The organism is Nocardia sp. NPDC003726, assembly GCF_053586955.1.
Genome location: NZ_JBSFNF010000019.1, coordinates 99327 through 111436 on the forward strand (window position 1 = coordinate 99327; position 12110 = coordinate 111436).

Genomic DNA, 12110 nt, shown 5'->3' on the forward strand with positions numbered 1-12110 from the left:
CCCGCGAAGACACAGGAGGGCCGCGTTTGTTCGTGTTCGGTGATCGTGTCGTCTGCACCGCCGTCGATCTCGTCCGCGCGGCGCACTGCGAGTTCGCCCTGCTGCGCGCCCTCGACACCGAACTCGGCACCATCCCGGCCGGCCCCGGTGGCACCGCATCCGGATACGAGCCCGCCTCCGGAACCGATGACGTCCGGCGGCGCCTGCTCGACGACTACCGCGCGCGGTTCGGCGGCGCGGTGGTCGAGATCGACCGGCCGCCGGACGCACCGGGCGATCCGAGCCGCCGCGTCGCGGCACTGACCGCCGCGCACGCCGACACGGTCGCCGCCTTGCGCTCCGGCGCACACGTGGTGCACGGCGCGACCTTCTTCGACGGCCGATTCCATTGCTCCGCCGACTTTCTGGTGCGGGCCGAACATCGGGTCCGCTACACCGTGCACGGCATCGCGCCCACGACCGCCGACCGGGTGGCCGCCGCGCTGGAACTCGCCGCCTGCGCCGAGGCGCTGGACCACTCGGGCGCGCTCACCGCGCCGCTGGTCCGGCTGCATCTCGGCGCGCAGAGCAGCGCCCGGGCGCTGAGCGAACTGCTCCCGCTGTACCGGGCGCGCAGGGACCGGGTGGACCGCATCGTGGACGAGAAGCTGGGCGAACTGCTGCCCGTGCAGTGGGGCGATCCCCGCTACCTGGCCTGCGGCCGCTGCCGCACCTGCGCCGACGCCCTCTTCGCCGCGCGTGACCTGCTGCTGGTGGCCGGCATGCGGCCCGCCGCCCGCGCCCGGCTGCGCGAGGCGGGAGTGAACACCATCGATCGGCTGGCCACCACCGAGATCACGGTTCCCGGCGTGCCGCCGCGCACTGTCTCCGCGCTGCGCCACCAGGCGGCAATCCAGCTGCGGCGCGAAGTTTCGGGCGAGCCGACCTACGCGGTGCTCGACGCGACCGTGCTCGCGGCGCTGCCCGCGCCCTCCCCCGGCGATCTGTCGCTCACCATCGCGGGCGGCGGGCGCACCCCGCTCGTCGTCGAGGTCGGCGGCCCCGACGCCGTGCGTCTCTCGCTGCGCGGCCCGATCGGTTCGAGTGAACCCGGCCGTGCCGCGACCGCCGAACGCCGCGTGCTCGAGCAGGTGCTGGATTACCTGACCCAACGCCGCCGGATCGACCCCGATCTGCACGTCTACCACTACTCCTCGGCGGTGCGGACGGCGTTGCTGCGCTGCACCGGGCGGCACGGCGTCAACGAGGAACTGGTGGACGAGCTACTGCGCGAGGGCGTGCTGGTCGATCTGTATCCGATCGTCCGCGGCGCGTTGCTCGTCGGGGAGTCCTCCTACCGGCTCGACGGGCTGCGCCGCCTGCTGCCGGGACCCGGCGCGGCCGACGAACATGATTGCCGGACGGTGCTGCGGTTGCGCGACTGGTTGCTCGATCGCGCGGCCGAACAACCAGTCGCCACCCGGACCGGGACACCGGCCGCACGGCGCGCCACCGGCGACCCTTCGCCACCGGCGTCGCGGCCGTCCTCGCTGGAGGCCGCGCTCGCGGAATACGCCGCCGCGCAAGGTGATCCGCTGCATCCCGCCGCGCTGATGGCCGCGACGCTCGGCTATCACCGCCGCGAGCGGCAGCCGCTGTGGTGGGCGCACGCCGACCGGCTCACTCACCCGGTGGAGGAATGGGCGGACGCGCCGGGCGTGCTGGTCGCCGACTGGGGCACCGTCGACACCAAATGGCATCGCCGCCCCGACCGCCCGGCGATGCGGCGCTATCTCACCCTGACCGGACGGATCGGCACCGGTCCCAGCGGCGCCCCTGGCCCGAGCGCGCTCACCCCCGGCACCGCTGTCTACACCTTCTACGAACAGCCGATGCCGGACGGCATGGTCACCGACGCGGGGCGGCGGGCCACCGCGACGGCGACGGTGCTCGGCTGCTCGGTGGACACCGAATTCGACGACGCGGTCCGCCTGGAGGAATCGCTGCCCGAGGGTTGCGAACCCTACGACGAACTGCCGTCCGCGATCGCCCCCGGTCTCCCGGCCTGGGACGAGAACGCCGAACTGGCGATCGAACTCGCTGCCCAGGAATTGCTGATGACCTTGCCCGACACTCCGCGCACGGCCGTGTTCGACGTCCTCGCGCGCCGCAGGCCCCGGCTGCGGGGTGACGCCAGGTTGCCCGAGGTGCACGGCGACTACGCCGCTGCGATCACCGCCGCGCTGTGCGCTCTCGACCATTCCTACGTCGCGGTGCAGGGTCCGTCGGGCACCGGGAAGACGGCGACCGTGGCCAGGGTGCTGGAGCGGCTGATCACTCGGAACAAGTGGCGGATCGGCATCGTCGCGCAAACGCCCGCCGCCGTGGAGAACCTGCTCGACGCGGTGGTGCGGGCGGGCGTACTGCCGGAGCTGGTCGCCAAGAAGGACGCGGCGTCCGTCGCGCCGGAGTGGGTGGTGATCGACCCCGCCCGCTCTCGGCGTTTCCTGGACAACGCGATCAGCGGCTGCGTGCTCGGCGGCGAACCGGCCGATTTCGCGAACGAGGAGTCGGTGCCCCGCGCCGGCCTCGACCTGCTCGTGATCGCCGACGCGGGCCGCTTCCCGCTGGCCGAGACCGTGTCCGTCGCCGGGTGCGCGCGCAATCTGCTGCTGCTCGGCGATCCCGTGGCGTCGGCCGCGCGCGGCGCCCATCCGGCCCCGGTCGGCGAATCGGTGCTGGGCTGGCTGGCCGACGGACGCCAGACGTTACCCACCGAGCGCGGCTACTTCCTTGACCGCACTTGGCGGATGCACCCGGCGGTGTGCGAACCGGTCTCCCGCCTGTACTACGACGGCCGCCTGCGCGCCAACGAAACCGTCACCCTGGCCCGGCAACTGCACGGCGAGGACCCCGGCGTGGAGACCGTCCTGGTGGACCACTACGGCAACGCCACCGAGTCACCGGCGGAGGCGCGCGAAGTGGTGCGCCGCGTCCGCGCGCTGCTCGGCAGGTCGTGGACCAGCGGCGCGACCACACGCCGGATGCACCCCCACGACATCTTCGTGGTCGCTCCGTACGCCGCTCAGGTAGCACGCATCCGGACGCTGCTGGCCCGCGCCAAGATCGAGGACGTCCTGGTGGGCACGCCGGATCGCTTCCGCGGCCGGGAGGCGGCGGTGGTGCTGCTGTCCATGACCACCTCTTCCCCCGCCGACGCCCCCTACGGCATGCCGTCGCTGCTGTCGCGCGGCCTGATCCACGCGCTGTGCCGCGCCATGTGGAAGGCGATCGTCATCCGCTCACCGCTGCTCACCGAATATCTGCCCGCGAACCCCGACGAACTCGCCGATCTGGGCGCGTTCCTGCGGCTGACCGGCGCGGGTCAGCCGAAGCAGACGCCCTCGCCCCGATAGGTCGGCACGCCGACGCGGGAGCCGTCCTCCTCGACCAAGTGCACGGTGTCGAACCGCTCGCACAATTCACCGGCTTTCGCGTGCCGGAACCACACCCGGTCCCCGATCCGCAGTTCCGCTGCGCCCGACAGCGGCGTCTGCACTTCGCCCGCCCCCTCGGTGCCGAGCAGTTTCAATCCGCGCGGCCACACCGGTTTCGGCACTCGCGACCGCCCGGCCGGACCGGAGGCGATGTAGCCGCCCGCGAAGACGGTGGCGATGCCGGACGCGGGCCTGCGCAGCACGGGCAGGGCGAAATACAGCGACGGTCTCGGCTCGAACGACCGGTAGTCGTCGAACAGCGTCGGCACGTACAGCCCGGATCCGGCGGTCACCTCGGTGACGTCCGGATCGGCGACGCTGACCTCGATGGATCCGCTGCCGCCGCTGTTGACGATCTCGAGCGCGCCGACCACAGACCGGACCGCGTCCAAGACCTCGGCCCGGCGCTTGCGGATCTCCGCCGCGGAGGCCCGCTTCACCAAGCGCACCGCGACGTTCGCGTCCGGCAGCCCCGCGATCTGCGCCTCATAGGTCATCACGCCGACCACGTCGAAGCCACGCCGCCGCGCCTCGCCCGCGAGCTCGGCCGCCTGTCGCGGCGTGCGAACCGGAGAACGTCGCACACCCAGATGCAGCGGACCGATCCGCAGGGAGGCGTCCACGTCGAGGCAGACCCGTGGCCGCACCAGGTCGGAGCCGACGGCGGCGCGGATCAGGTCGAGTTGCGCGGTGTCGTCGATCATCAGCGTGATCGAGCGCAGCGCGGTGTCGTCGGCCGCCAGTTCGGCCAGCGCGGCGCGATCCACGCTCGGATAGCCGAGCAGCACATCGCGCGCGCCGTGGCGCACGAGCCACAGCGCCTCGCGCAGCGAGTAGGACATGATGCCCGCGAAGCCGCCCGCCGCGGTGAGATCGGCGCCGAGGACTTCGGCGAGCACGGCGCGGCAGCGCACGGATTTGCCGGCCACCCGCACCGGCGTGCCACCGGCTCGCCGCACCAGGTCGGCGGCGTTCGCGCGCAGGGTGGACAGGTCGATGGCGGCCAGCGGCGGGTCGAGTTCGGCGGTGGCCGCGTGCAGCCCCGCGATCGGCGACGTCTCGGTCACCAGGACAACTCAACCACCAAGTTGGTCAAACGTCCAGTATTTGTCAGCGCTCCGTCGCCTTCGTGGCGAGCGCGCTGACCATCTCGTCGAGCACCACCAGCATGGTCTCGTCATTGCAATCGGCCAGCCAGCGCAGCACCGTGCCCTGCACGATCGACACGACATTGCAGGCGATCGCCTCCACCGGCTCCAGCCACTGCGTGCCCGACAACTCGGCACACATCTCCAAGAAGGCGGTGACTTCCGCGTCCTTCTCCCGGTAGAAGTCGGTGGCGATCGGATCCGGGAAGCAATCGGTCTTGACCGCCCAGCGGGCGCGCAGCGCCTGCAAGGTCATCTCATACGACCTGATCTGCTTTTCCGGTGTGGCCTTGACCAGCGGCCAGTAGGCACTGACCCCCGCGTGCAGCAGCACGCGCAGCGCGCGCAGGCCCGTGTAGTCGAGCGTGGCCGCCGCCGCCTCGACCGCCTCGATGACGGCGGGTCGTAGCCGGATTTCTGTTATCACTTCTCCACGTGCGCTCAACGACGACTCCCTCTCGGCGAAAGAACTCACGCACCTGCGTCGGCGCGACTCGCTGAACAGGGCGGGCAACTTCGGGAAACACCTGGCTGCCCGGTCCAACGTTCACCAATGGTAGACATTTTTCGGGGTTTGAGAACGGGTTCGATGGGTAATTCCGGACTGAAAGAATGTTTTGTTACCCAACCGGGATCGGTATGCGATCAGGCCGTGTCGCCCGGAAATCGCGCTATGACGGTGGATCTCGGCGCCGCCGGCACGCTGGACAGACCGTTGACAACGGTACGGTCCGGGCGCCGGGCAACCCAAATCCTGTGGCGAATGCCACAGCGAAACCGCCCAAAACGGTCAGCTTATCGTGCGGGGTTCGATCCGCGACCGGCGTCCTTCCGTTCCGCGCTGGGGATAGCCTGGATCGGTGACACTCTCGCCCCCCGCCGACCAGTACTTCCTCTCCGGCACGTTCAACTTCCGCGACACCGGCGGGCTGCGCACCGATGAGGGCGCCAAGGTCCGCCCCGGAGTCCTGCTGCGCTCGGCGCAATTGAGCGGGCTCGACGACGCCGGCCACGCCGCGCTGCGCGAGCTGGGCGTCAGTGCCGTCCACGACCTGCGCGGACAGCGCGAGATCGACCACATCGGCGCCGACCGGCTGCCCGCGGACGTCCGGCTGACCATCACGCCGTTCGACTCCCGCATGGCCGAAGCGCCGCCGCACGAGGCGACCGCGCGGACCGCCTACACGCACATGCTCGAGGTGTACCGGATGTTCCCGGCGCTCCCCGAGGCGCACGCCGCCATCGCTTCCCTCGCCGAGTCCATCCTGCGCGGCGACGGCGCCGTGCTCGTGCACTGCGCGGCGGGCAAGGACCGCACCGGGTGGGCCGTCGCGACGCTGCTGCGCGCGGTCGGCGTCACCGAAGCCGACGTCCAGGCCGACTACCTGCTCAGCAACGGTGCCGTCCCCGCGCTGCGCGCCCTCATGACGGACAAGCTGCTCAGCGGCGAGGAACTCTCGATCGACCTGCTCGGCGTTCGCGAGGAATACCTGGACATCGCCACCGCCTCGATGCGCGAGTTGCACGGCGATCTGCACGGCTATCTCGCGACGATCGGGCTGACGCCCGACCTGCTCGGGCGGCTGCGCGAGCGAATGCTGGAGTGAGGCGAGCTCACTCCACGGGCACTGCTTGCCTGCGCACCAAGCCGTCGGCGTCGATCGTCACCTGATCGCCGGTGTGGAACCAGGTTCCGGTGAACCGCGCCGCGGTCGTGGTCGGGTCGTCCCAGTAGCGCGGGGTGACATTCGGCCCTCGGCACAGCAGTTCGCCGTGCCCGGCGGTCGCCCGTGGGCCCCACAGCGCCAATTCCGTTCCGCCGAACGGGAAACCGAGCACCGCGGCGGTGTCGGGCGAGTCCGCCCGCTCGGCGTCGTCCACCGCCAGACCGATCCCGCTGGTCTCGGTCGCGCCCCATACCGACCACTGCCGTGCGGCGGGGAACACGCCGCGCAATTCGACCGTGAGGTCGACCGAAGTGACCGCAGACGCGGCGCGTTCGGCGCGATGACCGGCTTTGCTGATCCGCGCGATGCCATCGGTGCGCAATCCGTCGGCGCGCAGTTCGGCGAGCCGGGGCAGCAGGCCCGCGAAGATCCGCGGCGTCGCGGAGACCATGTCGACGCGCTCGGCGGTGATGGCTTCGGCCATGCCGCGGGTGTCCCGGGCGAGCACCACGGTGCCCCCCACGGCGAAGGTCGGCAACAGCTGATCGACACAGCCGCTGGCGTGCGCCAACGGCAACAGCACCAGGTTGCGCAGACCGTCGGTCGGCAGGTCGAGCGCCGCGACCACCGAGCGCACGGCCGACAGCAGGTTCTCGTTGGTCAGCTCGACGCCCTTGGGCGTGCATGACCCGCTCGTGTAGCACAGCAGCGCGAGGTCGCCCAGCGCCGCGCCGTCATCGATGTAGGCGGCGCCGTCGGGCAACTCGGTCGCGCAGGCCTTGTCGCCGAGCACGAAATCCGCGCGGCTGTCGGCGATCACGCGCTCGGCCATCCCCTCCGGAAGCCCGTCGTGCACCAGCACCGGCACCGCGCCGCTGAGCAGGGCGCCGAGGAACGCCTGCACCCACCGCGCGCCGGTGGGCATGTGCACGGCGACCCGGTCGCCGTATCCGATGCCGTGCTCCTGCAGGCCGCCGGCGATGCGGGAGGCGGAGTGCCACAGCTCCCGGTAGGTCAGGCGCGGGCCGCCGACCTCGACCACGGCTTCACGACTGCCGAAGGCGTGCACTTGCAGGTCGAGTAGTTCGGTCAGCGCCGGTGTGAGGTTTCCGTAGCGCAGCACCCCGTCGGCGCCCCGGGCCAGCGGGTTGTCCCAGACGTGCGGGCGGGTGAGGGGATATTCGACGAGCAACTGCGACATTCGTCCTCCGCGTGCCTCGATTTATCAGGCACTGCGACTATATGACGCATGTCACAACTTCGCTGGAATAGGCGATGAACGTGTCCCAGCTGTCACCGGCCCGCGTAGCGCGCCTTCCCCGGACCCTGCTCGAGGAAACTGCGCACACCGCCCTGTAGGTCCTCGGTGTCGAACAGCGCGCCGGACACCTCCGGTGTCACCGAATCCGCGTGTGCCACACCGCCGGAACGCCAGGCCTCGATGATCTTCTTGGTCGCCGCGTTCGCCTTCGTCGGGCCCTCGGCCAGCCGGTGGGTCAGCGCGCGCGCCGCGGCGTCGAGGTCCTCGTGCACGGCGTTGACCACGCCCCACTCGGCCATGGTCGCCGCGTCGTAGAGGTCGCCGGTCATCACGAACTCGCGGGCGCGTCCCGAGCCCGCGCGCTCGGCCAGACGCTGCGGACCGCCCATCGACGGGGTCAGTCCGACCACGATCTCCACCAGTCCGAACTTGGCCTTCGGCGCCGCGAGCAGGATGTCGCAGGCGAGCGCGATCTCGAACGCGGCGGTCAGGGTCAGCCCGTGCGCGGCGAACACCACCGGGCACGGCAGCGCCTCCAGCGGATGGATGATCTGCGCGAACAGCGTGCGCCACAACTCGGCGCCCTGCTCGGGGGTCAGGCCGTCGAAGACGTGCACGTCGACGCCGCCGGAGACCACTTTGCCCTCGGCGCGCAGCAGCACCGCACGCGGCGGCCGCGCCGACAGCTCGGCGATGTCGGCGATCAGGGCGTCCAGCATCGCCCGGTCGAAGAGGTTCAGCGGCGGGTGGGCGAGCGTGAGGGTCGCCACCTCCGCTCCGCCTTCGGTGACGTCTCGTTCCAGGCAGGTGGCCTTCGTTTCACTCATCCGGTCAGCGTACGAGGTCGATCTGGAAGACTGTCGATGTGACCAAGTCGGCCAGTGCAAGCGGTTCCTACGTCGAGCCCGGCGAGTTCAAACGCGACACGAACTACATCACGACCCGGATCACGGCCGACGGCCGCGACGGTTACCCGGTCGAGCCGGGGCGCTACCGCTTGGTCGCGGCGCGTGCCTGCCCGTGGGCCAATCGCACGCTGATCGTGCGCCGTCTGCTGGGGCTGGAGCCGGTGCTCTCGCTCGGGTTGTGCGGACCCACCCACGACAAGCTGAGCTGGACCTTCGATCTGGATGCCGGCGGTGTCGACCCGGTGCTCGGCATCCCGCGGCTGCGCGACGCCTACCTGGCCAGGTTCCCGGACTACCCGCGCGGCATCACCGTCCCCGCCGTCGTGGACGTGCCGACCGGCCAGGTGGTCACCAACGACTACGCGCAGATCACGCTGGACTTCTCCACCGAGTGGACCGCGCACCACCGTCCCGGCGCGCCGCAACTGTACCCGGAGCCGCTGCGCGCGGAGATCGACGAGGTGAACCTCGCGGTGTTCCGCGACGTCAACAACGGCGTCTACCGCTGTGGGTTCGCCGGGGCGCAGGACGCCTACGACGCCGCCTACGACCGGCTCTTCGCCCGGCTGGACTGGCTGTCGGAACGCCTTGCCGCACAACGGTATCTGGTCGGCGACACGATCACCGAGGCCGATGTCCGGCTGTTCACCACGCTGGTGCGCTTCGACGCGGTCTACCACGGGCACTTCAAGTGCAACCGGTCCAAGCTCACCGAGATGCCGGTGCTGTGGGCGTACGCGCGCGATCTGTACCAGACCCCCGGCTTCGGCGACACGATCGACTTCGAGCAGATCAAGACGCATTACTACGTGGTGCACCGGGACATCAACCCCACCGGGATCGTCCCCAAAGGCCCCGATCTGGCGAACTGGCTCACCCCGCACGGCCGAGAAGCCCTGGGCGGCAGGCCGTTCGGCGACGGAACCCCGCCGCCGCCTCCGCCGCCGGGCGAACGCGTGCCCGCGATCCACCCTCCCGAGTAACAGGCGCACCCGTCCGGGTCGAAAGCGAGGCAGCCGCCGGTGGAACCGATGCGGCTGGGTACTTCGTTGTCATGACGAGCTGACGGCAACCGGTGCCATACAGTTCTACCCAGCAGACCGGAAGAGGAGGATGCCGCCGATGCTCAAAGGCGCGTTCGAGAAGACGGTGGTCGAACTGCTCGACACCGGGTCCCGCCTGCAGGCCCCCGCGGTCGCCAAGTACGTGGACCGCATTCGCCGCTCGCACCCTGGCGAGAGCCCCGCACAGATCATCGACCGGCTGGAGAAGCAGTATCTGCTCGCCGTGACCGGCAGCGGCAGCGCGGTGGGCGCGACCGCGGCTTTCCCCGGCGTCGGCACCGTCGCGGCCATCGCCGCGGTGAGCGCGGAGACCACCTTCTTCATGGAGGCCTCGGCGGTGTTCACCCTGGCGGTGGCCTCGGTGCACGGCATCACGCCGGAAGACCAGGAGCAGCGCAGGGCGCTCGTGCTGGCGGTCGTGCTCGGCGAGAGCGGCATGCAGATCGTGCAGAAGAGCGTCGGCACGTCGGCGAAGAACTGGGGCACGGCGTTCGCCAACCGCATCCCCGGATTGTCGAGCATGAACGATTCGCTGCTGAAGCGGTTCATCATCCGTTTCATCACCAAGCGCGCCGCGCTGATGGCGGGCAAGGTGCTGCCCGCCGGTATCGGCGCCGTGATCGGCGGCGCGGGTAACCGCGCCTTGGGCAAGGCCACGATCACCAACGCGCGCAAGGCATTCGGGCCGCCGCCCAGCACCTGGCCCGCCGACCGCCACTTGGTCGTCGACGCCGATCCGCTCACCGCGATCGACCCGGCGAAGCCGCGCCCTCCGGCCACGCCGCGATGAGCGGGGCGCGGCCGATCGCGTTCGCGGTCCGGGGACTGACCAAGCGGTACGAACTGGCGACCGCCGTGGCGGACGTCAGTTTCACCGTGCCGTCCGGCGCCATCGCCGCGCTGGTCGGCCCGCGCGGCGCGGGCAAGACCACCATCCTGCGCGTGCTGCTCGGGCTGCTGGCCCCGACCTCGGGGACGGTGTCGGTCGGCGGGCCCGGATCCCGGCGCGACGGCGCGGGCTCCGCGAGCGTGATCGGCGGCGTCCTCGCGCCACGCGGACTGCATCCTTCCCGCACCGCACGCGACCACCTGTGGATCTACGCCGCCGCGGCGAACGTCGTCGACAGCCGGGCGACCGACGTGCTCGAGCTGGTCGGGCTGGGCGAGCACGCCGGGACGCAGATCCGCGAGCTGTCGGCCGGACAGCAGACCAGGCTGGCGCTGGCCACCGCACTGCTAGGCGACCCCCCGCTGCTGGTGCTGGACGATCCGATGGAGGGGCCCGACCCAGCCGAACGCGGCTGGTTGCACGACTTCCTGCGCAAGCACACCCGCCGCGGCGGCAGCGTCCTGCTGACCAGCGAGACCCTCGGCGCCGTGCTGCCCGCCGCGGATCAGCTGGTCGTGCTCAGCGAGGGCGCGGTGGTGTATCAGGGCACTCCGGCGCGCTTGCGGCGCGGGCATCCGGACCGGCTGGTCGTCGCCGCGTCCACCCCCATCGCGCTGGCCACCATGCTCGCCGCCCAGGGCTTCACCGACGCGGTGATCCGGCCGGACGGCCGCCTGGCCGTCGCCGAGGCGAACGAAGCTCAGATCAGGACGGCGGCCACCGCGGCGCAGGTGCGGATCGATAGCATCGTGCCCGACCCGATCCACCCCGACCGCGTGCTCGCGTCGCTGACCAGACCCACCGCCGCGCCCGCGCCGCACTACCCGGGCCTCGCCCCGCAGCCACCCTCGCCGACGCCGTACGGAATCCCACGATGATCGTCACTCTGCCCGCGGACCTCGTGCCGAACGTCAACTCCGAGGCGCGCAAGGTGCTCACCATGCCGCGCGGCCGGACGCTCGCGGCCGCACTGCTGGTCGTCGCGCTGCTGGCGAGCGTCGCGTCGGCGAGCCTGGCCGGGCCGCCGGATCCGCGCGGCCAGCCCGCCACCGGCGCGGCGACGATCGGCCTCTACGTCGGCCTGGCCTTCGTGGTGCTGGCGGCGGCGGTCTTCGGCGCGGTGGCGACCGGTGCGGAGTACCAGTACCGCAGCATGGCCGTGACCACGCTGTTCAGTCCCGACCGCGATCGGCTCGCCGCCGCGAAGTTCCTCGTCGTCGGATGCTGCGCGCTGGCGGCGGCGGTGGCGGTGGAAATGGTGTCGGCCGGCGCGCTGTTCGGCGTCGGGCGCGGCAAAGTCCCCGTCACGGGAGAGTTCTTCGCGGTGCTCGGCGGTGGGCTGCTCGCCGCGGTCTGCTGGTCGCTGATCGGCGCGAGCGCGGGCATCCTGCTGCGGTCTTCGACCAGGGCGGTGGCGCTGCTGCTCGGCTGGAGTGTGCTCGCCGAGCCGTTGATCTGGCTGATCGCGCGCGGTCTCGGTATTCCGGGCGTGGTCACCCTGCTGCCCGTCTCCGCCACCGTCGGCACGGTCGCGGTCGGCTCCTATCCCGACAGCGACATCCTCGCCCCCACCCCGGCCGCCGTGGTGGTCCTGCTGCTGTGGGCCATCGGTCTGGGCGCCGCGAGCTGGTGGAACCTGCGCACCCGCGACCTGTGATCCCCGGCCGCCCCGGGAACAACGACTTGTCGGCCGGTGT

The 12110-nt window shown here is 71.3% G+C and carries 10 protein-coding genes; 6 read left to right on the forward strand and 4 right to left on the reverse strand.

Annotation, left to right across the window (positions count from 1 at the left end; translation table 11 throughout):
* Positions 1 to 32: 32 nt before the first annotated feature.
* On the forward strand, positions 33 to 3395 hold the full coding sequence (locus ACWDMM_RS23770; RefSeq protein ID WP_449939616.1) for an AAA domain-containing protein: 3363 nt from the start codon (positions 33 to 35) through the stop codon (positions 3393 to 3395).
* On the opposite strand, the gene ACWDMM_RS23775 is transcribed toward ACWDMM_RS23770, so the two are convergent.
* Together ACWDMM_RS23775 and ACWDMM_RS23780 are read right to left on the reverse strand one after the other, a co-directional pair.
* Entirely contained in the window at positions 3365 to 4543 is a 1179-nt protein-coding gene (locus ACWDMM_RS23775; RefSeq protein WP_449939619.1) for an alanine racemase, read from the reverse strand. The genes ACWDMM_RS23770 and ACWDMM_RS23775 overlap by 31 nt on opposite strands.
* 43 nt (positions 4544 to 4586) lie before the next feature.
* Entirely contained in the window at positions 4587 to 5069 is a 483-nt protein-coding gene (locus ACWDMM_RS23780) for a TetR family transcriptional regulator (RefSeq protein ID WP_195082081.1), read from the reverse strand.
* A 415-nt stretch (positions 5070 to 5484) separates the two neighbouring features.
* Between ACWDMM_RS23780 and ACWDMM_RS23785 the strand changes: the two genes are divergently transcribed.
* Positions 5485 to 6231, forward strand: coding sequence for a tyrosine-protein phosphatase (locus ACWDMM_RS23785; RefSeq protein WP_357110028.1), 747 nt, complete (start codon positions 5485 to 5487; stop codon positions 6229 to 6231).
* 7 nt (positions 6232 to 6238) lie between these two features.
* Here the strand turns inward: ACWDMM_RS23785 and ACWDMM_RS23790 are convergent, their stop codons facing one another.
* Together ACWDMM_RS23790 and ACWDMM_RS23795 are read right to left on the reverse strand one after the other, a co-directional pair.
* A complete protein-coding gene (locus tag ACWDMM_RS23790; RefSeq protein WP_195082083.1) occupies positions 6239 to 7492 on the reverse strand; it encodes a class I adenylate-forming enzyme family protein in 1254 nt (417 codons plus the stop codon).
* 92 nt (positions 7493 to 7584) lie between these two features.
* Positions 7585 to 8379 carry an enoyl-CoA hydratase/isomerase family protein gene (locus ACWDMM_RS23795; RefSeq protein ID WP_449939622.1) on the reverse strand — a complete coding sequence of 265 codons (795 nt, stop codon included), beginning with the start codon at positions 8377 to 8379 and terminating at the stop codon, positions 7585 to 7587.
* Positions 8380 to 8417: 38 nt separating this feature from the next.
* Here ACWDMM_RS23795 and ACWDMM_RS23800 point away from each other — a divergent pair, with 38 nt between their 5' ends.
* The 4 genes from ACWDMM_RS23800 to ACWDMM_RS23815 all read left to right on the forward strand — a co-directional run bounded on the left by ACWDMM_RS23800 (position 8418) and on the right by ACWDMM_RS23815 (position 12070).
* Positions 8418 to 9443 (forward strand): glutathione S-transferase family protein, encoded by a 1026-nt coding sequence (locus ACWDMM_RS23800; protein WP_195082085.1) that lies wholly within the window; start codon positions 8418 to 8420, stop codon positions 9441 to 9443.
* Between the two features lie 139 nt (positions 9444 to 9582).
* The gene (locus ACWDMM_RS23805) at positions 9583 to 10314 is read left to right on the forward strand and encodes a hypothetical protein (RefSeq protein WP_195082086.1); all 732 of its coding nucleotides are present in this window, start codon (positions 9583 to 9585) and stop codon (positions 10312 to 10314) included.
* The gene (locus ACWDMM_RS23810) at positions 10311 to 11291 is read left to right on the forward strand and encodes an ABC transporter ATP-binding protein (protein WP_449939627.1); all 981 of its coding nucleotides are present in this window, start codon (positions 10311 to 10313) and stop codon (positions 11289 to 11291) included. The genes ACWDMM_RS23805 and ACWDMM_RS23810 overlap by 4 nt, the downstream gene beginning before the upstream one ends.
* Positions 11288 to 12070: an ABC transporter permease gene (locus ACWDMM_RS23815; protein ID WP_357110022.1), complete on the forward strand. Its 783-nt coding sequence runs from the start codon at positions 11288 to 11290 to the stop codon at positions 12068 to 12070. The genes ACWDMM_RS23810 and ACWDMM_RS23815 overlap by 4 nt, the downstream gene beginning before the upstream one ends.
* The last annotated feature ends 40 nt before the right edge of the window (positions 12071 to 12110 follow it).